Origin of the sequence: Mesorhizobium sp. AA23, assembly GCF_001672435.1 — a bacterium.
Taxonomy (GTDB): Bacteria; Pseudomonadota; Alphaproteobacteria; order Rhizobiales; family Rhizobiaceae; genus Mesorhizobium.
Genome location: NZ_LYTP01000002.1, coordinates 116,673 through 142,700 on the forward strand (window position 1 = coordinate 116,673; position 26,028 = coordinate 142,700).

The 26,028-nt window shown below is 62.8% G+C and carries 18 protein-coding genes; 7 read left to right on the forward strand and 11 right to left on the reverse strand.

Going from position 1 to position 26,028, the window contains the following annotated elements; translation table 11 throughout:
- Positions 1–2,457 (forward strand): ComEC/Rec2 family competence protein, encoded by a 2,457-nt coding sequence (locus A9K66_RS04025; protein ID WP_067319914.1) that lies wholly within the window; start codon positions 1–3, stop codon positions 2,455–2,457.
- Here the strand turns inward: A9K66_RS04025 and lexA are convergent.
- The 6 genes from lexA to A9K66_RS04055 all read right to left on the reverse strand — a co-directional run bounded on the left by lexA (position 2,441) and on the right by A9K66_RS04055 (position 8,697).
- Entirely contained in the window at positions 2,441–3,175 is a 735-nt protein-coding gene (lexA, locus tag A9K66_RS04030) for a transcriptional repressor LexA (protein WP_067320161.1), read from the reverse strand. The genes A9K66_RS04025 and lexA overlap by 17 nt on opposite strands.
- 116 nt (positions 3,176–3,291) lie before the next feature.
- Positions 3,292–4,497 carry a gephyrin-like molybdotransferase Glp gene (glp, locus tag A9K66_RS04035; protein ID WP_067319918.1) on the reverse strand — a complete coding sequence of 402 codons (1,206 nt, stop codon included), beginning with the start codon at positions 4,495–4,497 and terminating at the stop codon, positions 3,292–3,294.
- A 1-nt stretch (position 4,498) separates the two neighbouring features.
- The gene (gene moaC / locus A9K66_RS04040) at positions 4,499–4,978 is read right to left on the reverse strand and encodes a cyclic pyranopterin monophosphate synthase MoaC (RefSeq protein ID WP_067319921.1); all 480 of its coding nucleotides are present in this window, start codon (positions 4,976–4,978) and stop codon (positions 4,499–4,501) included.
- Positions 4,979–4,980: 2 nt separating this feature from the next.
- Positions 4,981–5,796: an indole-3-glycerol phosphate synthase TrpC gene (gene trpC / locus A9K66_RS04045; RefSeq protein WP_067320163.1), complete on the reverse strand. Its 816-nt coding sequence runs from the start codon at positions 5,794–5,796 to the stop codon at positions 4,981–4,983.
- 1 nt (position 5,797) lies between these two features.
- Positions 5,798–6,808, reverse strand: a complete 1,011-nt coding sequence (gene trpD / locus A9K66_RS04050) for an anthranilate phosphoribosyltransferase (RefSeq protein ID WP_067319924.1) — start codon at positions 6,806–6,808, stop codon at positions 5,798–5,800.
- Positions 6,805–8,697 (reverse strand): peptidyl-prolyl cis-trans isomerase, encoded by a 1,893-nt coding sequence (locus A9K66_RS04055; protein WP_067319927.1) that lies wholly within the window; start codon positions 8,695–8,697, stop codon positions 6,805–6,807. The genes trpD and A9K66_RS04055 overlap by 4 nt, the downstream gene beginning before the upstream one ends.
- Positions 8,698–8,841: 144 nt before the next feature.
- Here A9K66_RS04055 and tpiA point away from each other — a divergent pair, with 144 nt between their 5' ends.
- From tpiA to A9K66_RS04080, 5 genes are all read left to right on the forward strand, one after another.
- Positions 8,842–9,609, forward strand: coding sequence for a triose-phosphate isomerase (tpiA, locus tag A9K66_RS04060; RefSeq protein WP_066992805.1), 768 nt, complete (start codon positions 8,842–8,844; stop codon positions 9,607–9,609).
- 161 nt (positions 9,610–9,770) lie between these two features.
- Positions 9,771–10,295, forward strand: coding sequence for a preprotein translocase subunit SecG (gene secG, locus A9K66_RS04065; RefSeq protein ID WP_067319931.1), 525 nt, complete (start codon positions 9,771–9,773; stop codon positions 10,293–10,295).
- 213 nt (positions 10,296–10,508) lie between these two features.
- Positions 10,509–11,633 carry a L,D-transpeptidase gene (locus A9K66_RS04070; RefSeq protein WP_067319934.1) on the forward strand — a complete coding sequence of 375 codons (1,125 nt, stop codon included), beginning with the start codon at positions 10,509–10,511 and terminating at the stop codon, positions 11,631–11,633.
- 250 nt (positions 11,634–11,883) lie between these two features.
- Positions 11,884–13,521 carry a CTP synthase gene (locus tag A9K66_RS04075; protein ID WP_082953678.1) on the forward strand — a complete coding sequence of 546 codons (1,638 nt, stop codon included), beginning with the start codon at positions 11,884–11,886 and terminating at the stop codon, positions 13,519–13,521.
- A gap of 17 nt (positions 13,522–13,538) precedes the next feature.
- Entirely contained in the window at positions 13,539–14,078 is a 540-nt protein-coding gene (locus tag A9K66_RS04080) for a DUF1697 domain-containing protein (RefSeq protein WP_067319938.1), read from the forward strand.
- Positions 14,079–14,651: 573 nt separating this feature from the next.
- On the opposite strand, the gene A9K66_RS04085 is transcribed toward A9K66_RS04080, so the two are convergent.
- Both A9K66_RS04085 and A9K66_RS04090 read right to left on the reverse strand, forming a co-directional pair.
- Positions 14,652–15,905 (reverse strand): serine hydrolase domain-containing protein, encoded by a 1,254-nt coding sequence (locus A9K66_RS04085; RefSeq protein WP_082953679.1) that lies wholly within the window; start codon positions 15,903–15,905, stop codon positions 14,652–14,654.
- A 948-nt stretch (positions 15,906–16,853) separates the two neighbouring features.
- Positions 16,854–18,311, reverse strand: a complete 1,458-nt coding sequence (locus A9K66_RS04090; protein WP_067319942.1) for an NCS1 family nucleobase:cation symporter-1 — start codon at positions 18,309–18,311, stop codon at positions 16,854–16,856.
- A gap of 295 nt (positions 18,312–18,606) precedes the next feature.
- Between A9K66_RS04090 and A9K66_RS04095 the strand changes: the two genes are divergently transcribed.
- A complete protein-coding gene (locus tag A9K66_RS04095) occupies positions 18,607–18,909 on the forward strand; it encodes a DUF982 domain-containing protein (protein ID WP_067319945.1) in 303 nt (100 codons plus the stop codon).
- Positions 18,910–18,998: 89 nt separating this feature from the next.
- Here A9K66_RS04095 and A9K66_RS04100 read toward each other — a convergent pair whose 3' ends face one another.
- From A9K66_RS04100 to A9K66_RS04110, 3 genes are all read right to left on the reverse strand, one after another.
- Entirely contained in the window at positions 18,999–20,510 is a 1,512-nt protein-coding gene (locus A9K66_RS04100; RefSeq protein WP_067319948.1) for an HlyD family type I secretion periplasmic adaptor subunit, read from the reverse strand.
- A gap of 3 nt (positions 20,511–20,513) precedes the next feature.
- Complete coding sequence (locus A9K66_RS04105) at positions 20,514–22,262, reverse strand: type I secretion system permease/ATPase (RefSeq protein ID WP_245307379.1); 1,749 nt, start codon at positions 22,260–22,262, stop codon at positions 20,514–20,516.
- Between the two features lie 74 nt (positions 22,263–22,336).
- The gene (locus tag A9K66_RS04110; RefSeq protein ID WP_067319951.1) at positions 22,337–25,930 is read right to left on the reverse strand and encodes a DUF5801 repeats-in-toxin domain-containing protein; all 3,594 of its coding nucleotides are present in this window, start codon (positions 25,928–25,930) and stop codon (positions 22,337–22,339) included.
- Between the last annotated feature and the right edge of the window lie 98 nt (positions 25,931–26,028).

Consider the following 26,028-nt stretch of genomic DNA (forward strand, 5'->3'; position numbering starts at 1 on the left):
ATGGCTGGACGTGGCCGGGGTGCGGAGGATGGCGAGAAGACGACGGCTGGCGTGAGCGAGCGCCTGCTGTTTGCCGACACCGTGCCTGCTGAGGCAGTACCGGTTTGGGTTCCCGTGCCGCGTCCGGCCACCGAGATTTCGGACGGCGACGCCGTCGTGAAGCCGCCTCCGCCGGCAGCGATCGACTTGATCCGCAGGCGGTTCCGCCGTGCCTCGTTTTCCGCGATTCGCCGGGGTGTGGCCGAGGCAGCCTCCACCGAGCTCGACCGCGGCATCGGCTTCCTCCTGGTGCCGGTGTTCCTGGCCGCCGGCGTGATACTCTATTATTCCTTGAGCGCCGAGCCGGATCTTTACAGACCGCTGGCGGCGGTGGCGCTGATGGCTCTATGCGCGGCGGTTTCGCGTCCCTGGCTGAAGACACACCTGGTCTTTATGGCGGCGCTGTTTTGCGCGCTGGGCTTCGTCGCCGCGAAGGTCGAGACCTGGCGCGCCGCTACACCGATGCTCGGCTCCGAAATCCAGACGCGGCTGACAGGCCGCGTCGTCATCGCCGAGGAAATGGCCAATGGCCGCGTCAGGCTGACCATCGATCTCCTCTCGACCGCGCATCCAAAGCTGCGCTACGCACCGGATCGCGTCAGGCTCTCGGCACGCAGGATCCCGGCCGGCATGAAGGCCGGATCGCTGGTGACGGGTTACGCGCGGCTCCTGCCGCCGACCGGGCCGGTCCGTCCCGAAAGCTATGATTTTTCCTTCGACAGCTATTTTTCCGGCATCGGCGGCAGCGGATTTTTCCTCGGCGACCCGAAACTCATTCCGCCAACCGACCCGATCGCTCAGACGAGCATCGCCTCAGCCATCGAGAACGCGCGCGAAAATATTGCGGACCACATCAGAAGCACCGTCGGCGGACCCGAAGGCGAGATTGCCGCCGCACTGATCGTCGGCGTGCGCGCCGGCATTCCCGAGGACATCAACGAGGCGATGCGGCGGACCGGCATCTATCACATCATCTCGATTTCGGGCCTGCACATGGCGCTGGTCGCCGGCATGGTCATGCTTCTGCTGCGCGGCGCCTTTGCGCTGTTCCCGGATTTTTCGTCACGCCGGCCGGTGAAGAAATATGCCGCGGCAATCGCGGTTATGTCGATCGCCGCCTACCTCGTCATCTCCGGCGTGGTGGTCGCCGCCGAGCGAAGCTTCATCATGCTGGCCGTGATGCTGATCGCCGTGCTTTTCGACCGCGCCGCGCTGACGATGCGCAATTTGGCGATCTCGGCCATCGCCGTCATCCTGGTGTCGCCGCATGAAGTGGTTGGCCCGAGCTTTCAGATGTCGTTCGCGGCAACCGCCGCCCTTGTCGGCGCCTATGCCGGCTGGTCCGACTACCGCGCCGGCAAGGTGAGAGCGCCGCCGGCAAAGCGTTCGTTCCTGCGGTTCATGTCGCACAAACTGGCAGTCGGAGCAGGTGGCGCCGCGATGACGTCGATCATTGCCGGAAGTGCCACGGCGCTGTTTGCCATCTGGCATTTCCAGCGCGTCTCGCCGCTTAGCCTGCTGGCCAATCTCGCGATCATGCCGATCGTCACGATCGTGATGTTTCTCGCCGTCGCCAGCGCGGTCATGATGCCGTTCGGCTTCGACGGGCCCTTCCTCTATTTGATGGGCAAGGGCCTGGCGGCGATGATCGCGATCTCGGCGTGGATTTCGGAGTGGTCGCCGGTCGATGCCGTGGGCCTGATCTCGATCCATTCGGTGCTGCTGGCGACGATCGCGCTCGTCATCGCCACGATGGCGACTACGTGGCTCAGGCTGGCCGCGATTCCTTTCGCTGCCGCGGCCGTCATGATGATCCCGCAGGTGCGCACGCCCGACCTGCTGATCTCGGAGGACGCGCATCTGGTGGCGATGCCGATCGGCGGCGGCGAACTCGCCATCAATCGTGCCCGCTCGAACGAGTTCACCACCGATAACTGGAAACGCGCGCTCAAGGCCGAAACGATCGTGCCGCCGGAGACATTCGCCAAGGGCACGCTGGACATAGCCGATCCCGTCGACCTGCCGCCTGGATCGCCCTTTTACTGCACGGGCGATCTCTGCATTGGCCGGCATCCATCAGGCGCGATCGTCGCGCTCGCCGAAAAACGCGAAGCTGCCCGGCCTGCCTGCGACTTCGCAGACCTCATCGTCATCAACGACGCCACGGCCTACAATCCCTGCCGCGATCCGCGTGTCCTCGTTGTCACCAAGCGGCAGCTCGCGCGCGACGGCAGTGCCGCCGTCTTCTTCGATCCGCAATCGGCGACGGCGCGAGCAACCATTCAATACGCCGTCGAAAAACCGTACCGCCCTTGGCACGAACAGCGGCGCTACTCGCGTGAGGCGAGGGGGTTGGCGCCTTACAAGAAGCCCGAGAAGCCGAAAGCCAAGCCGCAGCCCCTCAGTAGCGGCGGATGAGCCCGACGAGCTTGCCCTGAACCTTGACGCGATCGGGACCGAAGATGCGCGTCTCATAGGCCGGATTGGCAGCCTCGAGCGCGATGGAGGCGCCCTTGCGGCGGAAGCGCTTCAGCGTCGCCTCCTCGTCATCGACCAGCGCCACGACGATCTCCCCGGGGCTCGCAGTGCTGGCGTTGCGGATGATGACCGTGTCGCCGTCGAAGATGCCGGCCTCGATCATCGAGTCGCCTTTGACCTCGAGCGCGTAGTGCTCGCCGCCCGCGATCATGTCCGGCGGCACTGTGATCGAATGCGTCTGGTGCTGGATGGCGTCGATCGGCACGCCGGCGGCAATGCGACCCATCACCGGGATGGAGACGGCTGAACCGGCGTCGTCGTCATTGCTGGGCGTCGGCGTGCGGGCGGGCGCCGCGGGTTTGATCTGGCGGCCGAGATTGCCTTGGCCGCCCTGGATGACGCTCGGCGAGAATTTCTTCGCCGCATTTAGGCCGGGCGCGATCGAGTCAGGTAGGCGCAGCACTTCAAGGGCACGCGCCCGGTTCGGCAGCCGGCGAATGAAACCGCGCTCCTCCAGCGCCGTGATCAGGCGGTGGATGCCCGATTTCGAGGCAAGGTCGAGCGCTTCCTTCATCTCATCGAAAGACGGCGGAATGCCGCTTTCCTTGAGCCGTTCATGGATGAACATCAGCAGTTCATGTTGTTTGCGCGTCAGCATGGCGGCCCCCATGGGTTCTGAAACCAGAATCAGAAAAACAAACCCAGAACAAACACTATCTGTTCCAGTTGTGTTCCGCAACCGTTTAAAGTTTAGTGAATGTGTTGACGTTTTGTTCAGCGTAACATCAGAACGCTGCATTCCTCGCCGGCTTCAGCCGCCGGTGCGAAGGGTTGGCGCACGATCAGGCCATTGGCATCGGCGAGCATCCTCAACATCGAGGAATCCTGGATGCCGAACGGTGTTGCGATCAACGCCCCCGCATCTTCGCGGACCACGGCGCGCACATAGTCCTGCCTGAGATCGTTGGCGTGCATTGCGACGCCTAACCGGGCCGTGCGGATTTCCTGACGGCAGGACCGGCCGCCCAGCCGCGCCAGAAGCGGCTTCAGGAACAGCTGCGAGCAGACCAGGCTTGCGACCGGATTGCCGGGCAGGCCGATGCAGCGAATGTCGCCGAGCCGGCCAAACATCAGCGGCTTGCCGGGACGCATGGCGATCTTCCAGAAGTCGAGCTGCATGCCTTCGCCGGTCAGCACGTCATGGATCAAGTCGTGGTCGCCGACGGAGGCGCCGCCAAGCGTGACGATGACGTCGGCGCCGGCCTTGACCGCCTTCTTGACCAGGGCCGCGATCGCGTCCTTGCGGTCGGCGGCGATGCCGAGGTCGAGCGCGCGCGCGCCGACCGACTGGGCCGTAGCTGTGACGCCACAGGCATTCGACGAGATGATCTGGTCGGGGCCGAGCGCGCTGCCCGGCGGCAGCAATTCATCGCCGGTGGCGATGATGGCGAGCAGCGGCTGCCGCACCACGTTGAGACTCGGATGGTTGGCCGATGCCGCCAGCGAAAGCGCCGCCGGATCGAGCTGGCGGCCTTTTTCAAGGAGCAGGTCGCCCTCGCAGAAGTCGAGGCCGCGGCGACGGACGTTTCGTCCCTCCACGGTCGGCTCGGTCACTTCGATGCCGCCGCCGCCGAGATCGCGGACATTCTCCTGGATAACGATGGTATCGGCGCCTTCGGGGAGCGGCGCGCCGGTGAAGATGCGCACGGCCTCGCCCTTGCCGACAGAGCCGGTGAAGCCACGCCCGGCGGGCGCCATGCCGATCACGGAGAGCCGGGCCGGCGCCGAGGCTACGTCGGCGGCCCGTACGGCATAGCCGTCCATCGCCGACGCATTGAAGGGCGGCTGGGTGCGCAGAGCCACCACCGGGTCGGCCAGCACCCGGCCGGCTGCTTCGGCCAGCGGCACGCTTTCGCCTGGCAGCGCGGTCGCGCCGTCCAACAGGCGTTGGAGCGCCTCGGCGACCGGAAGCAAAGCCATGCTAAGAACCTGCCTTGTAGTCGCCCGACTTGCCGCCGGTCTTCTCGACCAGCCTGATGCCGGAAATCGCCATGGCGCGGTCCGCTGCCTTGGCCATGTCGTAGATGGTGAGGCAGGCGACCGACGCCGCGGTCAGCGCCTCCATTTCCACCCCGGTCTTGCCGGTAACCCTGGCAAGCGCGCTGACCCTCAGGCCAGGGAGCGCGTGGTCGGGCTCGATCTCGACGGCAACCTTGGTGAGAAGGAGGGGATGGCAAAGCGGGATGAGCTCATGCGTCTTCTTGGCCGCCATGATGCCGGCGATGCGCGCCGTGCCCAGCACGTCGCCTTTCTTGGCGTCACCGGCCAGGATCATCTCCAGCGTTTCCGGCTGCATGGTGACATACCCTTCGGCGATGGCCGTGCGCGTCGTCTCGGCCTTGCCGCCGACATCGACCATGTTGGCTTCGCCCTTGGCGCCGAGATGCGTAAGCGCGGGCATCCTCAAACGGCCTCGGCCGGCGCCTTGCCCGTCAGCAGAAGGGCGGTCGCGGCGGCCACGTCGGCCTGCCGCATCAGGCTTTCGCCAACGAGGAAGGTGCCGATCTTGCTCTTTTCCAGCCGGCGGCAGTCCTGATGGGTGAAGATGCCGCTCTCGCTGACCAGCAGCCGGTCGTCCGGGACCATGGCGGCAAGCCTCTCGGAAACGTCGAGGCTGGTTTCGAAGGTTCTCAAATCGCGGTTGTTGATGCCGATCAGCCGCGACGAGAGGCGAAGCGCGCGTTCCATCTCCTGTTCGTCATGCACCTCGACCAGCGCGTCCATGCCGAGATCGAAGGCCGTGACTTCCAATTCACTGGCCAAGGCGTCGTCGACGCTCGCCATGATGATGAGGATCGCGTCCGCGCCCCAGGCGCGGGCTTCATGAACCTGATACGGGTCGAAGAGGAAATCCTTGCGCAGGGCGGGCAGGCCAACGGCGGCGCGCGCTGCGGTCAGAAAGCCGGGCGCGCCCTGGAAGGACGGTGCGTCGGTCAGCACCGAAAGACAGGCAGCACCGCCTTGCTGATAGGCCCTGGCGAGCGCCGGCGGGTCGAAGTCGGCGCGAATCAAGCCCCTGGAAGGGCTGGCCTTCTTGATCTCCGCAATCAGCGCGAAGCCGCCGGCCTTCCGCTTGGCCTCAAGCGCCGCAAGGAAGCTGCGCGGGGGTTCCGCATCCTTGGCCTTCGCCTTGACCTCGGCAAGCGGCGCGCTGAGCTTTGCGGCGGCGATCTCATCGCGCTTGTAGGCTTCTATCTTGCGCAGGATATCGGACAAAATTCTAACCGTTCGAAATCTCGATGAGCTTGTCGAGCACCGCGAGCGCCCGGCCGCTGTCGATGGCCTGCGCTGCTGCCTCGATGCCATCGCCGAGCGTCGTCGCCTTGCCGGCCACCACCAGCCCGGCGCCGGCATTCATCAGCACGGTGTCGCGATAAGCGCCGGCAGCGCCGCCCAGCATATCGCGCAATGCCTTGGCATTGTAGGCCGCTTCGCCGCCGCGCAGATCCTCTTTGTTATGCCGCTTCAGTCCGACCGCTTCCGGAGTGAGGGTAAAGGTGCGGATCTCGCCGCCGGCGAGCTCTGCGACCTGCGTCTCGCCCGTGGTGGTGATCTCGTCATAACCGTCGCCGTGCACGATCCAGGCATGATCGGTACCCAGCGCCTTCAGCGTCTCAGCCACCGGCATGATCCATTCGGGCAGGAAGACGCCAACCATCTGCCGGCCGACGCCGGCTGGATTCGACAGCGGCCCGAGCAGATTGAAGATGGTGCGCGTGCCGAGCTCGCCCCGGACAGGACCGACATGCTTCATCGCCGGATGATGCGCTGGCGCGAACATGAAGCCGACGCCGGCCTCCTGGATGCAGCGGCCGATCGTCTCCGGTGCGATGTCGACCTTGACGCCGAGGGCCATCAGCACATCCGCCGCGCCGGTCAGCGAGGACAGGCCGCGATTGCCGTGCTTGGCCACCGGAACACCCGCGGCGGCGATGACGAATGCCGATCCGGTCGAAATGTTCACCGAGTGCGAATTGTCGCCGCCGGTGCCGACGATGTCGATGGCGCCGCGCGGGGCTTCGACGCGGAGCATCTTGGCGCGCATCGTGGCGACCGCGCCGGAGATCTCGCTCACGGCTTCGCCGCGCACGCGCAACGCCATCAGGAAGCCACCGATCTGCCCCGGCGTCGCGTCGCCCGACATGATGATGTCGAAGGCCTCGCGCGCTTCCTCGAAGGAGAGCGCGGTGCCGGTCGCGACCTTGGCGATATATGTCTTAAGCGCGCTCATCGTGTCTGTGCTTGGGAAACGGCGGCCGGATCGATACGAACGTCATATTGCGACTGCAGCTGCGCCACCAGCTGATCTAGCAGGTCGTCGGATATGCCGGCGCTGAAAGATTTCTGCGCGTCTTCCGGGACAGAGCTGCCATCGGCACCGGCAGGTTCGAAGACTTCGGCAACCTTGAACAGGATCTGACCGTCGCCGGTGGGCGAGGGGATCAGGCCCGTGCTGCCTTCGCCGACGCCGAACATGGCCGCCGCGCCCTCCTTGCCGAAATCGGCATCGTCGGCTTCGCGCTTCAGGCCGCGCTTGGTCTGCTTCTCGAGCTTAAGCTCGCCCGCGATCACGTCGAGCGTCGCACCGGCCTTGAGGCGCTTTTCCAACTCCCCGGCCTTGGCGGTGAGCCGCTTGTCGGTCTCGGCCGCGGTCCAGTCGGCCACCACCTTCTGGCGAACCTCGTCCAGCGTGCGGTCGCGCGCCGGCGTGATCGACTGGACTTCATAGAAAACGAAGCCGTTGGCGGCAGTGGTCAGGCCTTCATTCTCGGTGTTCGGCTCGGCCTCGAAGACGGCCTTGATGAGGTCCGCCGATTGCGGCAGGTCGTTGACGATCGTGCCGTCCGGCCGCTGGCCGGTACGGTCGATGGCGTCGATGGTGACGACCTTGAGCTTTAGCTTGTCGGCCGCCTGGGCAAGCGAGGCACCGGAAGCGCGGGTGTCCTCGTAGCTGTCGTGGACGTCGAGCAGGACGCGGCTTGCCTCGCCGAGCGCAAGATCCTTGCGGATCTGGTCGGACACTTCCGAAAGCGGCTTCACCACCTGCGGCTTGATCTCGGTGACGCGCAAGAGCACCGGGCCGAAGGCGCCCTGAACCACCGGGCTGACCTCGTTGACGTTGAGCGAGAAGGCTGCGTCGGCCACCGCCTTGTCGGCGATCTTGTCCTTTGCCAGCGTGCCGAGCACGGTGTCGGCCTGCGTCTTGCCCTCTGCGGTGACGATCTTGTCGAAGGTGGCGCCGGCCTTCAGGGAGTCAAATGCCGCCTTGGCCGCGTCCGGCGTCTTGAACACCAGCTGTTCGATGGTGCGCATTTCGGGCGTCGTATAGCGCGCCTTGTTCTTGTTGTAGTCGTCAGCGACCTGCTGATCGGTGACCGCCGTCGGGTCCATGATGTCCTGCGGCTCAAGCCGGATATAGGAGAATTTGCGGTATTCCGGCGCGGCGTAGTTCTTCTTGTTGGCTTCGAAATAGGTTTTCAGCGCGCTGTCGGACGGCGCCTCGATCGGCTGGACGAGTGTCTTCGGCAGGACGAGATAGTCGATCGTGCGGTCCTCTCCGCGATAGAGCGCGACCGCCTTCAGGAAGGTCTGCGGCGCCTTGAGGCCGTCGGAAATCGCCTCGACGATCTGTTGGCGGACCGCCACCTGCGAGCGGTTCTTCAGATAGTCCTCGGGTCGCATGCCGATCTGGCTCAGCAGATATTCGAAGGTCCTGCGGTCGAACTGGCCGCCTGGACCCTTGAAGGCCGGATCCTCGCGCGTCAGCTCGGCCAGCCGGTCCTTGGAAAGGCCAAGCCCGAGCTTGCGAGCCTGCTCGTCGAGAACGGCGCCGGAGACGAGCTGCGCCAGGACCTGGTTGTCGAGGCCGAGCAGCTTAGCCTGTTCATGCGTGATGCGCTGGCCATATTGCTGCGACAGCAGGTTGATCTGGCGATCGTAGGCGAGGCGGTATTCGTTGATCGAAACCGTGGTGCCGCCGGCGGTAATCACCGAATGATGGCCAGCCAAGCTTCCCGACAGGCGCCCGGAAATACCCCAGACGGCAAAGCTCACCACCAGCAAGGACAGCAAAGCTTTCGCGACCCAGGTGCCCGCCGCGCTTCTCAAAATACCAAGCATGCCCACTTCCGATCTTTGCGCATTTTCGCATGCGCCGACTCTGAAACAAGCGCAATAGCGTCCTTCCGGCCCACTGTCGATTGCTTTGTGGCCCGATTTTGGTAGTGAGGGCGCTGCCTTATGTTGCCTGGAGAACTCGACGCCATGACCCCTGGAATCCGTCCGCTCGTTGCCGGCAACTGGAAAATGAACGGCACCAGCGCCTCGCTCAACGAGTTGAGGATGATCGGCAACGGCTTCATGAGCGGCCTCGATGCGGAGACGGAAGCCCTGGTCTGCGTTCCGGCCACCTTGCTTCACCAGGCCGCAGAGATCCTTTCGCGGACACCGGTTCGCGCCGGCGGCGAGGATTGCCACCCCAAGGAGAGCGGCGCCTATACGGGTGAGATTTCGGCCGAGATGCTGAAGGATGCCGGCGCAAGCCATGTCATCGTCGGCCACTCCGAGCGGCGCGAGCAATGCGGCGATGACGATGCGATCGTCAATGCCAAGGCTTCGGCCGCCTGGCGGGCAGGGCTGGTGGCCATCATCTGCATCGGCGAGACGCGCGCCGAGCGTGAAGCCGGCGCGACGCTCGATGTCCTGTCGCGGCAGCTCGACGGTTCCGTGCCGGCGAGCGCCACCGCCGCCAACACCATCATCGCTTACGAGCCCGTCTGGGCCATCGGCACCGGCCTGACGCCGACCGCGGCCGACGTCGCCGAGGCGCATGCCCATATCCGTGGCAAGCTGACGGCGCTGCTCGGCGATGCCGCGGCCAGAATGCGCATTCTCTATGGCGGTTCGGTCAAGCCGTCCAATGCTGTGGAGCTGCTCGGCGTCGAGAATGTCGATGGCGCGCTGGTCGGCGGCGCCAGCCTGAAGGCGGCCGACTTCCTCGCCATTGCCGAAGCCTATATGCACATGTCATAGCCGCAGACGGCGGCAGGGGCGCGGCCCAAATCGTTGCAATGGCCGCATTGCTCCCCATATTCCCGGCCACGGGCTTGGAAATGCCGCCAAAGCATTGTAAGGAGCCGCCTCCAAATCACCGGTCGTATGCGCGGCCGCGCAAGGCCTCGCCAGGATAAATTATGGAAACGGTACTGATCGTCGTTCATCTTATGGTCGTGCTCGCCCTTGTCGGCGTGGTGCTGCTGCAGCGCTCCGAAGGCGGCGGTCTCGGCATTGGTGGCGGTTCCGGTTTCATGACGGCGCGGGGCGCAGCCAACGCGCTTACCCGCGCGACTGCGATCCTGGCCGCGGCTTTCTTCGTGACCTCGCTCGCGCTCTCCATCCTTGCCCGCTACGGTGAGAAGCCGATCGACATCCTCGACAGGGCACCGGCTTCGACCTCGGGCAATGCCGGCAAGGGCGTGCTCAACCAATTGCCGGGCGCCACCGGTCCGGTGGGCAGCTCGCAGCCGGCGGCGCCGGCTGGCGGCACCGCGCCGGCCGCCCCGTCGGGCGGAATGACAACCACGACGCCGCTGTCGAATGGCGGCACCACCACGGCCCCGGCCACTGCTCCCGCAACACCGGCGCCCGCGAATCCGACCACGCCGCCGGCCGCGAACGGCGTTACCTTGCCGGTCACCCCGCAGGTTCCGAACCAGTAGCCGGACAAGCATTGCTGCCGCGATCTGTTGTTCTTTGAACACAGTCGCGGCAAATGCCGCTCGATCACGAAGATTCAACCAAATGTAACGCGTCGCTCAGCTTGAGGGCGCGCTGGCTAATCGATTATAGATTGCGCGCGGCACTTTTCGGCGTCCTTGGGGGGCGCCGGGCGACGCCGTTGGGCAACTAGCATAGAAAATCGGATCTTCGCCATGCAGCTTCGCAGCTTCATCCTTTTGGGATTCTGTGCCGTATTCGGCATGGGCTCCGCGGCCTTTGCCTCACCGGCAAACCTGGCCGCTTCGCCGTCGGTAGAGAAGACCGACGCAATTCCCGTCGCCGCCAAGAGCGACGCATCGCAGCTGAGGCTTCTCAAGAAGAAGAAAAACCCGACTCCGGACGACCTCGCGCAGATCGAAAAGCTCGAGGCCAAGATCGCTGCCGACAAGGATGCGGCCAAGCAAAAGGCGCTCGAAGCCCGCAAGCTGGCAATGCGTGAGGCGGCCAAGGCCAAGGCGGATGCGGCGCGTCAGGAATGGCTCTCCAAAAAGGGTTCGGCCGCGCCGGCCGAAGTGGCTGATGCGAAGCCCGGGAAGAAGACCGTCAAGATCATCGAACCGCTCACGCCCGTGGCGCCGATCGCCTCGCTCCAGGCCGAGGAGCCAATCCCGGCCGAGGCGATGAACATCACGGCCACCGGCAACAACGGTGAGTTGCGAAGCGAACAACCCGGCCAGAAGCGGGCGAGCAGCGGCGGGCTGTTCGCGGGCCTGTTCGGCGGTTCCTCGGTGACCTCGATCAACTATCTGCCGGAGACCCGCGCGCTTGATTCGGCGCTCGCCAAGAAGGATGCCAAGAGGCCGTTCAAGGTGAAGCCGGAGTTCGTGCCGCAGGACGTCGCCTTCACCGGCTATGAGCCCGGGACGATCGTCATCGACACGACTGCTCGCCGCCTCTACCTCGTCGAATCGTTTTCCACCGCGCGCCGCTACGCCATCGCAGTCGGCCGTGAAGGCCTGCAGTTCAAGGGGACGGTGGCCGTCGGCGACAAGCAGGAATGGCCACGCTGGATCCCGACGCTCGACATGCAGAAGCGCGAGCCGAAGCACTATGGCCAGTACAAGGACGGCATGCCCGGTGGCGGCGAAAACCCGCTCGGCGCGCGCGCCATCTACCTCTATGACGGCAAGAAGGACACGCATCTGCGCATCCACGGCACCATTGCACCGCAGTCGATAGGAACCAGCGCTTCCAACGGCTGCTTCCGCATGATCAACGAGCACGTCATGGATCTCTACAGCCGCGTTAAGATCGGCACCAAGGTCGTTATTATCTAACGCGTTGAAGCAAACTGCCGAAAGGGCCGGCACCACCGGCCCTTTTTCTTTGATCAAAGCGCGTCGCGTTGAAAGACGCTGGTGCCGCGCTTTCGAGTTTCTGTTCTGATGCCTGCCGTTCTCCCAAAACCACTGCACAGTTTTGGGCGGCATGCTTCAGAGAAATGCCCGTCCGGACACAGCGCCATCTTGGGAAAAAGCCTTCGCGGCGGTTTTTTCTCTGGCGGAATCAATCACGCCGCGTTAAGCGATGACTCCCATGGCGCGATATGTATTCATCACAGGCGGCGTGGTTTCCTCACTCGGAAAAGGCATCGCTGCAGCAGCTCTTGGGGCTCTTCTGCAGGCGCGTGGCTATCGCGCGCGGATCAAGAAGCTCGATCCCTACCTCAATGTCGACCCCGGAACGATGTCGCCGTATCAGCATGGCGAAGTGTTCGTGACCGACGACGGCGCCGAGACCGATCTCGATCTCGGCCATTATGAGCGTTTTACCGGCCGCTCGGCCAACCAGCAGGACAACATCACCACCGGCCGCATCTACAAGAACATCATCGAGCGCGAGCGGCGTGGCGACTATCTCGGCGCGACCGTGCAGGTGATCCCGCACGTCACCGACGAGATCAAGCATTTCGTCCTTGAAGGCAATGACGATTACGATTTTGTGCTGTGCGAGATCGGCGGCACTGTCGGCGACATCGAGGCGATGCCGTTCCTAGAGGCGATTCGCCAGCTCGGCAACGACCTGCCGCGCAACAACGCGGTCTATGTGCATCTCACCCTGATGCCGTACATCCCTACCGCCGGCGAATTGAAGACCAAGCCGACGCAGCATTCTGTCAAGGAATTGCGCGGCATCGGCATCGCGCCCGACATCCTTCTGGTGCGCGCCGACCGGCCGATCCCCAAGGAAGAGCGCCGCAAGCTTTCGCTGTTCTGCAATGTGCGCGAGAGCGCCGTCATCCAGGCGCTCGACGTGCCGCACATCTACGACGTGCCGATGGCGTATCACAAGGAAGGGCTGGATTCCGAAGTGCTCGCCGCCTTCGGCATCGATCCGGCGCCGAAGCCGCGGATGGAGCCCTGGCAGGCGCTCTCCAGCCGCATCCACAATCCGGAAGGCGAGGTGACGATTGCCGTCGTCGGCAAATACACCGGCCTCAAGGACGCCTACAAATCGCTGATCGAGGCGCTGTCGCATGGCGGGCTTGCCAACCGCGTCAAGGTCAAGCTCGACTGGATCGAGAGCGAGATCTTCGAGAAGGAAGACCCGACGCCGTGGTTGGAGAAGGTGCACGGCATCCTCGTTCCCGGCGGTTTCGGCGAGCGCGGCTCCGAGGGCAAGATCCTGGCCGCGAAGTTCGCGCGCGAGCGCAAGGTGCCTTACTTCGGCATCTGCTTCGGCATGCAGATGGCCTGCATCGAGGCTGCGCGGTCGCTCGCCGGCGTCGAGCATGCCTCTTCCACCGAATTCGGCCCGACCGAGGAGCCGGTGGTCGGCCTGATGACGGAATGGCTGAAGGGCAACATGCTGGAGAAGCGCAGGGCTACCGGCGATCTCGGCGGCACCATGCGCCTCGGCGCTTATCAAGCCGACCTCGCCAAGGGGTCGAAGATCGCCGAGATCTACGGCGACACGCAGATCTCCGAGCGCCACCGGCACCGCTACGAGGTGAACATCGACTACAAGCAGCGGCTTGAGGATTGTGGCCTGGTCTTTGCCGGCATGTCGCCAGACGGGGTGCTGCCGGAGACGGTGGAATATCCCGACCATCCCTGGTTCATCGGCGTGCAGTACCACCCTGAACTGAAGAGCCGCCCGCTCGAGCCGCACCCGCTGTTTGCAAGCTTCATCGAAGCGGCGGTGGAGCAGTCGCGGCTGGTCTGAACGATCGGCCGGCGACCATGCGAACTTACGTCGCGCTGCTCTACAGCATCATCCTGGGCGAGGGGCGGCGCGTTGTCATGTCCGAGCTCAAGGCGATGGCCGAAGCCATCGGGCTGAAAAACGTCCGCACGCTGGTCGCCACGGGTAATCTGGTCTTCGAGGCGCGGACGGCCAGCGTTTCCGGTCTCGAACGGCGGCTGGAAAAGGCCTTCGAAGAGACTTTCGGCCGCCATGTTGACATCATCGTGCGCGGCGCAGAAGACTGGCTGAAGCTTGCTGCCGCCAATCCGTTCCCGGACGAATCGGCAAAAGCCGGCGATCAGGTCGCGGTGCGGGTGATGCGCCGGCCGGCGCCGGAAGAAGCCGCAGCGGCTCTTACAGCCTATGCCGCCGCGGACGAGAAGGTGCTGACGGTCGACGGCGATATTTGGGTCGTCTTTTCGCGCGAGCGGCCAAGCTCGCGGCTGCTCGCCGCAGCAAACCACAAGCGCATGGGAATCGGCACATCGCGCAACTGGAACACGGTGCGCAGACTGTCCGAGATGGTCGCCAAATAGGTTGAAATAAGGGTGGCTTTCGCCGCCCCGACTACTCAAGTCTCAACCCTCCGCGCCGGAGCAGGGCGAATCCGATTCCTCGATCGTTCACCGAAATCTGAGGCAGGCGACCGTTCCGATGAAAGGCCGCTGAGAAACACCTGCACGCAATCTGGAGATGATTCTCGTTTCGAGAAGCTGGCGCAAAACGGGAGATTTGATAAGGTTTGCTCAAGTCTACATGTCAGGGGGCATCGTGAGTTTGTAAGTAAATCTCAGCCACGCTTACAAGTGCCTAGCACGACACGGGCGTGGATTACACCGAAGAAGAACTGGGCTCGGCCGGGGTAGGGATGGCAAGCTTCTTTCGGACAGCACCTCAATGCGGGGGCGATAATCGCAATACCGTTCCAAGACAGCCAAGAGCTGGCCATACCGGCACGCGATTCCTGTTGCAACTCATCGGTTCATATTAGAGCGATGCCGGGAAAGCCCGACACAGAGTTCCGCCGTGCTTCAAACGAGGAGACGGAGCGGCTCACAACGGGTGAGCCGCTGCAAAATTGTCGAGCCGTCTCGGCTCTTATCGGGCATTCAGTGGGGGTTGGGCGGCGTATACGGCTGGCCAAGAGCCTCTGAAACCGCAACAAATACACGCGTTGCAGGCGAAGAGCAGACCGTGTCGCGTGGATCGTCGGTCAGCGTCGGCTCCGCCTTGCAATCGCCGGAAGCAATGTCGCTGTTGGTCTGGACCACGGCGGCTATGTCCGCACCTGCCTTGTAAAACAAGGTCGTGTTGTAGCCTGGCAGTTCGCCCGTATGGCCCACCCAGCCGCCGATGCAACCGACGCCGATCCCGTAGCCGGCCGCGCCCGGGAAGGTCAGCCGCTCCTTCTGCGCAGCTGCCCCCAGCAAGCCGTTCCCGGTGCCCAGTGCCCGAGCATAAACCAGCAAATCGTCGATATTGGAAATCAGTTCCCCTGCAGTCCATCCCCAGGATGGGTTCCAGTTCGTCGCGTTGCTTGGTGCATCCGGCTTGGCAAAATCCCCCTGCAGGGTAAAACCCTGAGCATAGGGCACCGGCATATCCACCGAGTCACCCGGCCAGGACGTGTTCCTGAGCTTCAGCGGATCAAAGATCTGCTCCTTGAAAACCTCGCCGACGGTCTTTCCAGTAACCTGCTCCATGACCATGCCGAGCAGGATAGTGTTGGTGTTCGAATAGTTGAACGAGGCTCCGGGCTCGAAGAGAGGCGATTCAGCCACGCCGATGGCCACCAGCTCCTTGGGCGCGAAGATCGTTTGAGGCTTGGAGAACAAGACATCTTGGAATTTTGCACTTTGGGTATAGCTCGCAATGCCGCTGGTCATATCGGCGAGCTGGCGGAGCGTGATCCGATCGCCATTGGGGATGCCGGGTACGTATTTCTGGATCTTGTCGTCAAGCGACAGCTTCCCAGCTTCGGCCAGCTGCATGATCGCTGTGCCGGTGAATGTCTTGGTAACTGAACCGATGCGCGTGTGCATCCCCACAGCCATGGGTGTGCCGGCGGAAGGGTCGGCCTTGCCATACGCCGCCTTCCATATTCCGGAAGGTGTCACCACGCCGACGATGACACCCGGTGCCGCCGTCTTGGGCAGCGCGGATCGAACCGCAGCGTCAAGCTTCGCGCTGAGCTTCGAGGGCAGCGGCGTTGCCTTGGCCGGAACCGACCCATCGGCAATCACTTTTTCGATGTTCGCAACACATCGCGCGCTATCGGCTGCGAATGCATATTGGGAGGAAAAAGCAAACAGGGCGACGGAACCGATGCAGCGGACGATCAGACGAAACCCATTCTCTTCCATTGCCATTCTCCACATTTAGAAAAAGGTCGAACGAACATCATGGTGAGCAGTCAAGGATCGAAAAGTCGAGAGCAGGGCGTTTTAGAGCTCTTGGGGAGTGCACACCGCCGGCGTTGATTTGCGAGCGCAAGTTCGTATAAACGAACATTTTCAACCCGGACGGGAACTCGCCTCTCCAACCTGCGCCCTCCGCGTAAGCTTCGTTCCGAGGCAAAGATACGATAAGATAAGGTCCGGAGCCAAGGTTTGTCGCTGGGCGTGGAGCGCTTTGGCAGAACTCGCCTGGCCGGCGTTAGTGCCAGCAAAATGGTGCTCCGCGGCTTGGAGAATGGCGATGTTCGACTTCGAAAATATTGGTCCGAAGCGAAAAGCGGGAATCTTCCGAAAGTATCGGAGACTTCCACCGTTCCGGTGACACGAAGGCACGTGCTCGCAAGCTCAACCCTGCCGTTTCTCGTCGCCTTTGCCGGTGTTCGGCGGGCAGCGGGCGGATCGCAGGATCCGGTGTTTCAACTGACCAAAAGCTAAGTTCCTGATCGCAGGGTCGCGCTCCTTCAATGCGTGATCGAGGACAAAGGGTTTTACTCTTCCGATGTTGATGGACTGTTTGGCCCGCACTGGGGACTACGAGGTCGATCTATATGACAACGCGGCTTTGGCAAGGTTGGCTATCGCGTCTTACTCCCACGAATTCGGTTCCTGATATCCTTTCACGGACGACCAGCTTCTGGCGGGCTTTGCTGTTACGGACAGCTATATAGACTCAACAGGCAAGGACGTGGTCGCTGTCTCTCCTGAAGAAATGAATCCTACCATTACATCATTGAGCCCGAGGTCGAACTGCCCTGACGCAACTTTTTCGAGCGCAAAGACGCCCGCATTGGCTGGCCCGAAATGGTAGGCAAGTGAGACGAAGCAAATGGGGCGGCTTTCGCCGCCCCGACTGTGTTAAGCCTTGGCCATGCGTGCGCCGGCGCCGAGCGCCATTGTGCGCAGCACATAGTAGACGGCGCCCGCGATCGCGACCCCGAAGAACCAGCCATAGACGCCCCACCACGACGGCAGCCAGTTGGTGAAGTTGGGCAGGATCGAGGAGAAGATCGCGCCGATGCCGGCGGCGATGAAGGCGTTGACGTGCCAGCCGCCCTGGAAGCGAAACTCGCCATCTTCGCGGTAGAGCGCGTTGACGTCGACCTCGCCTTTACGGATCAGATAATAGTCGACCATCATCACGCCGAAGATCGGCCCCATCGTCGCGCCGATGATGTTGACGAAGGAGGCAGCGCTGCCTTCCCACGGCGCAAACGGATAGAGCACCAGCGCGATCAGCGCCGCGATATAGCCGCCCTTCTTGAAGTCGATCTGACGCGGGAAGACGTTGGAGAAGTCGAAGGCCGGCGAGACGAAGTTCGCCACGACGTTGATGCCCAGGGTCGCCACCGCGAAGGTCAGCGCGGCAAGCGCCGCCAGGAACCAGCTGTCGAATTTGGCCGAGATCTGGTCGGGGTGGAGCAGCACCTCGTGATAGACGTCGTAGGCGGCGATCGTGGTGACGCCGGCGACCAGCGAGAACAGGATCAGGTTGACCGGCAGGCCCCAGATGTTGCCCTTGCGCAGCGCCGCGTTGTTGGGCGCGTAGCGGGCGAAGTCGCAGAAGTTGAGGTAGAGCGCCGAAAAGTAGGTTACCCAGATTGCCGCCACCGCGAACAGCGCGGTCCACGAACCCGGCTCGCCTGGCACGCCGGCATCCTTGGTCTTGTCGAGCAGCACGTCCATCGGAATATCGCTGGTGAAGGCGAAGGTGCCCGACTTGACGCAGAGATAGATCGCCAGGATCAGCATCATCACCCAAACGGCGGGTCCGGCCCAGTCCTGGAAGCGCCGCACCGTTTCCATACCCTTCTGGATGATCAAAAGCTGCAGCGCCCATATGACGACGAAGCAGATCACCTCCAGGGTGGAATGGCCGAGCAGATGCGAGGTCCGGTTGAATTCGTCGAACCACTGCAGCCGCGTCAGCAGCGCGACGATTGCGCCCGACGCGGCGGCCGTCTGGGCGCCATACCAGAAGCAGGCGACGACGGCGCGCACCAGCGCCGGAATGTTGGCACCCCAGATGCCGAAGGAGGCGCGCGCAAGCACGGGGTAGGGAACGCCAGTCTTCACGCCGGCATAGCCGACAAGGTTCATCAGGAAGTAGATGATCAGCGAGCCGATGCCGATGGCGATGATGAAGTTGACGAAGCCGCCGCAGAACAGAAAAAGGCTCGCGGCGAGATAATAGCCCCAGAGGCTGTGGACGTCGGAAGTCCAGACGTTGAAGATTGAAAACGGCCCCCAGTTCCTGACTGTTGCCGGAGCCAGATCCTCGTTGTAGAGGTCCGGCGAAGCGCCTTGTATAGTCATTGCAACTGTCCCCTTTTGCAAAACGCGGCGTCCCCGCGTTAACTGGTGAGGGTAAGCCTGACGCTGGGGAACCTACAAGCAATCCATTTGCCGGCTTTGGCCTTAAAGTCATTCAATGAGAATCGCGCTTCTCGTCGCGCCAAAACAGGAATCGCCTTTACTTGAGTCGGCTTGCCAATCGCGCCCTGTCCGGTTCCGAACTTTTTCGACCAGCAACCAAAATTGTGTGGAACCAAACCCCTGGACATGCGTTTATGCGGGTTCGGCCGCTTTGCGGTCGACCGGGAGGATAGTGATGGATCGCTTGCATTTCTTTACCCCAGTGCGGATCGCGCGTGGGCAGGGATACCCCTTGGAGGAAGTCGACAGCGTCTCTGAAGCGATGGTGTTCCTGCGGAAGTGGCCAACGGGGAGACGCGGCCCCGTTTATCAATGCGCCGTGAATTGCTGCTCGGCAGCTATGGCTGGCAAGATGTCGGCTGAGGAGGCGAGAAAGGCTTTTGTCGGCTTTGCCCGCATCACTCGGATTCTCGACGATGAGATGGCGCTGCCTCTGGGTGGCGTTTCGATGGACAATGTCTACGCTCTGAGGCGCTAGCACGTTCGAATCCTTCGGCAGCATGAGACGTCGGCCTGAGGCCGACGTCTCGGTGGTGTTGTGTGCTTACTGGCACGAGTTGCTTCGTTTCAATTCTCCCTGAAAGAGCGTGTGAGGGAGGCTTCCACCGGGGCCAGCATGTAGTCGAGCAAAGTGTGCTCCCCGGTCAGAATCATCACTTCCGCCGGCATGCCGGGCGATAGACGGACGTCGTGCAGTTCTTCGAGATCGGCCGCGTCGACCTTGACCTTGGCGAGGAAATAGGGCTCGCCGGTCTTCTCATCCGTCAGCCGATCGGCCGACACCGAGGTGAGCAGACCGTGGATCTGCGGCAGATGCCTGCTCGGATAGGCCGTCAACACCACGCGGGCGGGCATGTCTGGATGCACCACATCGATATCCGTGGTCTTGATGCGTGAATCGATGACCAGATTGGGCTCGTTGGGCACGATATCGAGAAGCGGCTGGCCGCTGGCGATCACGCCGGATTCGGTCGTTACGCGAAGATTCATCACCGTTCCCGCAATCGGCGCGACGATGTCGGTCCTGGCCAGCACATCCTGGCGCGAGGGCAATTGGCTGCGCAATTCGGCCAGGTCGATGCGCACCTTGGCGAGATCCTCGTTGGCGCTCTCACTGTCCTGCTGGCGCAGGTTGAGGAGTTGGAACTGGGTTTCGCCGATCTGCTGATCGTTGCGGGCCACTTGAGCCCGGTTTGACGCTTGGTTGGCGCGGATATCGGCCTGGGAGCGCAGCAGCGCCAATATCCGCGGCAAGCGCTCCAGCCCCTTTTTGTAAAGCTCTTGGGCGGAAGCGATCTCCTGGTCGATCAGCCTGAGTTGCTCGGTCTCTGCGGCGATCACGTCTCTTGATCCCGCACTTTGCTCCTCAATCTGCGCGATGCGCTTGTTGAGGATCTGCGTGCGCCCGTCGCGGGTCGCGAGGCGGCTGTCGAGCAGCGCCTGCTCTTCGGCGACCACGTTTCGCCCCAGCTCGCTGTCGATCGAGGTCAGCTCCTTGGGGAAGGCGACCCGATTCTGGCCGGCAAGCTCGGCGACAAGGCGCGCCTCGGTTGCCAGCAGGCGGATATAGCGCCCCTGCAACTCGTCGTAGCGGCCCTGCGCCTCCGTAGTCTTCAAGCTGATGAGGACCTCTCCGACGCCGACCTTATCGCCCTCCTTGACATGAATCGCGCCGATAATGCCGCCTTCAAGGTGCTGGACCGTCTTGCGATAGCCTTCGGGGCTGACGACGCCATCGGCGACGACGGCACTTGCCAGAAGCGCGACGCTGGACCACACGGCGACGCCGCCGACGAAGACGATCGATGAAACATAGCCCAGCATACGCGCCGGCCGGGTCCGTTGATTGAGGTCGCCACTGATTGCCTGGAATGCATGTGACCGCCGCCGGAAGAATCGGGAAATCAGGAGCAGGACGAGCGCGCCGGCGGCCACAGTCAGAGCGATACGCGTCGGCCAACCCAATCCGTCATACCAAATCGAGGCCGCGGCGGTCAGATCCTCGGCCAAGATGCTCAGCGTGCCGGTCAGCTCACGCAGGCTGTCCGCCAGCCCGTTCAGAAGCGTCGAGAAGTCCATGGCTCACTCCACCGCTTTCAGGTTTGCCGGCGCGAAGGCGGCAATCTTGTCCCGCATGGCCCCCGGCATCGGAATGCGCCTGGGCTGGCCTGCCAGCGCGCCGAGCACCTCGTCGCGCGTGCCGAGCATCATGACCGATCCGTCGCGGAGGAGGACGATGTTGTCAGCCGTGCGCAGAAGACTGGTCTGATGGCTGACGATAACGACCGTGCGGCCGCGCTCCTTCAACTGCTGAAGCACGTTGAACAGCGCCGCCTCTCCTTCGCCGTCGAGGCCGGTGTTCGGCTCGTCGAGTACGATCAGCGGCGGGTCGCCGAACAGTGCCCGAGCCAGCGCGATGCGCTGCCGCTGACCGCGCGAGATCCGGACGCCGTGCGGTCCGACCTCGGTCCGATAGCCGTTCGGCAGCCGCAAGATCATCTCGTGAATGCCGGCGAGCTGGGCCGCGGCGATGACGGCTTCGCTGTCGACGTCGCGCAGGCGCGCGATGTTCTCGGCGATTGTTCCCGGGAACAATTGGACCTGTTGCGGCAGGTAGCCGATATGCTGGCCGAGCTCGTTCGACGGCCAATTCCAGACCTCCGCACCATCCAGCCTGACATGGCCCAGCGAGGGTCGCATCGTGCCGACGATGAGACGGCAGAGCGTGGTCTTGCCGGAGCCGGACGAGCCGATCACGCCGCAGTTCTGGCCGGGCTCGACACCGAAGCTTATCGCGTTCAGCAGGGCCTGCGGGGTTCCCGGCGCGTAATAGTGCAGGTTCTCTAACTTCAGCCGGCCTTGCGGGCGCGGCAAGGTGACGCCGACGTTCTGCGACGACCCGGTGGCGGCAAAGAGCTTGATCAGGTTCTGGCGCGCGGCCCGAGCGTTGACCAGGCTGCGCCAGGCGCCGATGGAGCGTTCGATCGGCGCCAGCGCGCGGCTGAGCAGGATGGAAGCCGCAATCATCGACCCGCCCGTGAGTTCGCGGTGCAGGACGAAATAGGCGCCGAGCCCCAGCACGGCCACCTGGAGGGCGAGGCGCAGGGAGCGCGACAGGCTGCCGATGACGGTGGTGCGCTGGAAAATCCGGGACTGCAGAGCTGTGAGAGCTTGCTGGTTTTGCTCCCAGCGCAGCAGCGCCGGCTCGGACATGCCGAGCGAGCGCAATGTTTCGGCGCCATCGACAAATTGACCGACGGCGGCCTGGCTGCGGCGCAACCCTGCGGCTGCTTCCTGGTTTTTGCGGCGAGTGAGGAAATCGTTGGCTAGAGCGCAGCAGAACAGAAGCACCGCGCCGGCAAGGCCGAGCACCCCCAATGCCGGGTGCAGAAACCACATGAACGCCATGAATACCGGCGTCCATGGCGCGTCGAGAAAGGTCAGAATGCCGTCGCCGGCAATGAAGCTGCGAAGATCGCTAACGTCCTTCAGGCCGGCTTCGACGTTGCTGCCGGCCAGGCGCGCCGCCATGGCGCGTTCGATCACCGGGACGCTGAGCTGGTCGTCCAGCCATTGGCTGATATGTCCCAGCATCATCCGGCGGGCATGTTCCAAGAGGCCATAGACGGCAATGGCGCCGATGACGGCAAGGGTGAGCCACAGCAGCGTGTCGATCGAGCCGCTCGACAGCACCCTGTCATAGATCTGCAGCATGTAGATGGTGCTGGCAAGCAGAAGAAGATTGGTTAGCAAGCTGAAGAGGAAAAGGGCCGGCGCCTGGCGGCGCGCCAGACGCATCACCTCCTGGAATTGCGGCCTTGGCTGCATCATGGAACCCCCCGTTTCGATGCCTTACTGCCGAGTTCCAACGGGGGCAGCACTTGGCCGCCCCCGCTGCTTCTGTTTCAGGCGATGTCGACGAGTATGTGCTGGACGGTGGTCATATCGCCGTCCGCGTCCGCGATTTGGACGCCGAAGTCGAGGTGCGCGTCCGGCGTCGTGGTCTGCGTCGTGGTGAAGCCGATGTCCACGATCTTGATGACGTCGTTGTCGGCGACGGCTGTATCCACACCGTTCACCTTGGCGACGTCGTTGTCCCAAATCACCAACGGGGCGGAAAGGCTGCCACCATTCGCGCCGACCGCGCTATTCAGGTCGATCGCGGTAGCACCGCCGAGAGCGGCGTTGGTACCGGCCGGCGCACTACCGGCCCCGACCAGACCGTTGCCGGACTGCATGATCTGGACGCCTTGGAGCACCCAGTTCTCACCGGCACCGTTGTAGTCGTTTCGCTCTATGATCACTAGGCCGTCGTTGTTATCAAGCTGGAAGTCGGCGGCGTATGCGGAAGGTACCTGACCCGTCTTGTAGATGTCGGCGTTCGAGATGTAGATCGCCTTTGTCGTCGTAAGCGCCGGGTTGGCAGTAGACACGAGATTAACGATGACCATCAGGTCCTCGTTGCCGATACCGTCAAACTTGATGGCCATGTCGTTAGCCGCCTGGGTCGGCACGTGATTGGCACCGTTGTCGGTCGAGATACCCGGTGAGGTGTCGAAGAACCGAAGCGTCAGTGCCTCGCCCTTCTGGATAGTGTCGCCAGCGACCCCGTTCGTGGTCTGGGTTGCAGAAACCCAGTCTTCGTTGTTGTTGGTGACGAACTGGCCGGGGTTCCACACCTTGTCACCAGCAACCGGCGCGCCGTCGTCATCGCCGAGACCTAAGGGGATGCTCGAAGTTGCCGAGTTCGCCGTGAACTGCACGAAGAAGTCCCGATCGGTCGTTTCGGGTGTGCTGTCCGCCTCGAAGAGCTTCTCCACCACGATCAACGGGTGACCGGTATTGCTCGTGGGCTGCTTGGAGAGAAGCTCACTGGTGTGCAGGATGTCCCTGGTGAAGCCCTCCACCGCGTCGTTCAAGGTGATGGTGTAGGTGTCACTGTCCTTGTTGAAGACAAGGGTACCGCCCGCCGTGGCCATCTGATTGCCGGCCGTGTTCGGGTCGCTATCGTAGGAGATTTGCCAATTGAACGAAGCTTCGGTGGCGCTTTCCGACTGTAGCGTCGCGAACGAGCTGATGAATGGGGTCGGCGTGCCAGGGACAAGACCGGTGAGATTGCCATCAAGGCTGAGCTGGATGCCGGGAAGCACGCCATCCTGGTCGACGAAGTCCGAGTGCGTGGCGTCGTAGTAGGAAGCCGGGCGGCCGTCCGAACCGATGTCGTAGCCAAAAGCACCAGATGCCGTTTGACCGACTGCGTTGCCCAAGGTCTCGTGAGTACCATTGCTTCCACCCCCGGATGCGTCACCGTCGAACGGCACCGTGATCGTCGGGCCGTCGTCCTTGAAGGTGAGGTTTTGGCCGATGTTGAGTGTGGTCGATGTATGATCACCGTCCTTGTCGGTAATGGTCGCGGTGAGCGTAACTAGGTTATCCGCGTCCAGTGTCTTGCTTTCGTCCGGGTCGCTGGTCGGATGGACCACTGCCCGGAGTTGATCCAGGGTGACGCTGCCGGTGCCGCTAACAGAGACCGTGAAGACAAGGTCATTGCTCGTGGCGGTGCGACCTTCGATCACAGTGCCATTGAGCGAGAGGACGACGGCCTGACCGGTTAAGGTGTCGGTAAGGCCGGTCGAACCAGCAGTAAAGCCGAGTGCGTAGGTGACCGTGCCTGCGCCGTCCGCACCGAAGGCCGTGCTGAAGTTCGCCGCAAAGCTCTTCGTGTCGTTAGTCGTAAGAACCGTGTCGTCGACAGTGAGCGTAGGCTCGGTGCCGGTCGTCGAGATGCTCGGGCCGTCGTCCTTGAAGTTGAGGTTCTGGCCGATGTCGAGGGTGGCCGGTGCGTGGTCGCCGTCCTTGTCGGTAACCGTCGCGGTCAGTTTGATCAAATTGTCGGCGGCCAGAGTCGTGCTCTCGTCCGGGTCGCTGGTAGGATGGACCACCGCGCGGATCTGATCGAGGGTGACGTTGCCCGAGGCATCGACAGAGACCGTGAACACGAGGTCGTTGCTCGTGGCGGTTCGACCTTGGATGACGCCGCCATTCAGCGAGAGGACGACCGCTTGCCCGGTCGCGGTGTCGACAAGTCCGGTCGAACCGGCAGTAAAGCCGAGTGCGTAGGTCACCGTGCCGGCCCCGTCAGCACCGAAGGCCGAGCTGAAGTTCGCCGCGAAGCTCTTGGTGTCGTTGGTGCCAAGAACCGTCTCGTCGACAGTCAGTGTCGGTTCGGTGCCTGTCGTTGAAATACTTGGACCGTCGTCGTTGAAGTTGATGAAGGAGCCGACTTGTTCGTTGTGGGCATTAGCAACGTTCCCAGCGAAATGCACCTCTTTGACGTCGAAATAATCTTTCTCACCGTCAATATTCGTGATGGTGAATCGGTCAAAAGTTCCGCCCGAGCCGCCCGCCGTAGTAAAATCAACCGTAACGCCTTCGCCGACGTTGTGGAGGATCATTCCGGTGCCGTTGAGATCAACTGTGATGCCAAGGGCAGAGGCCGTCGTGGCGACGCCATTCAACTTGAACGTTACTCCGGTGATATTGATCTCGGTATCGTTGTCGTCACCCGGCAACGCGGCGCCTTTTGCGTTGTCGTCGTTGTTGTAGGCGTGGACCTCGATGTCAGCTACTGTGTTAGTAGGCGTGGACTGCGAAATCGAGAAACCGGCGCCGGAGACGTTCTCGATGTGGCCTGTGTAGTTGGGCGCCAGCGGCGAGTTGGTAAAGTTCTTGCCTGCACTTTGGGTGCCGCCACTGATCAGGTCGATCTGAAGTTCACGGCCGAAGCGCACGTCCTGAGAAGAGACACCCAGACCTTGCGTGCTGACATTGACTTCAGCCTGTGTAGTGCCGTCGTGAGCCGTGACCAGAATTTTCTGTGTGCTCGCCGTGTCGGCGTCGAGGATATACCAATTGTTGTGTCCGGGAGGGGCGTCGCCGAGCTGGCTGAAATTGAGCACGGTGGTGCCGGTGACCGATGCGTACACCTTGTTGAGCAGATCGATCTGGTCGTTCGGGTCGTTCGCGTCCGGATGGAGCAACGGCACATACTGGACTAGGTACAAATCTGCGTTTGTTGCGCTGGTGCTGACCAGTCCAAACGAGAAGGCGAGATCCCCGGTCGCGGCGGGCATAGTGGCCGCACTGGAAGTGCCGATGACGCCGATCACGACGTTTGAATGCGTCGGGTCCTGGAACAGCCAAACATAGTTGCCATCCACCGTTCTAATGCCGCTGTTGACGCCAACGGTGGTGGAAAACGGCGTTCCTGAGGAATTCTGGGTAAGAACGACCGAGGTGATGGTTTCCCCTGCGTTCGCCGTGGCTACCACGAAATTGGATTGGAAGGCGACCTCCGGTGAGGTCAGTCCGCCCGAACTGTCGCGACTTAGGAGATAGGCCAAAGTGGGGTCATTGTTGCCGATGGGATTGATGTCGTCACCCTGAAGACCCGTGGTCTCGTCGATGATGATGTCTTGAGCAGTGATGTCGAGTGCCATTGAAACTCTCCCTGGTTTCAATGCGACAGGCGCGAAATCAGCCCCAACGCTGGCAGCCGGCCGCATGGGCGCGCATCCACCAGCGGAGCCGGTGCCGC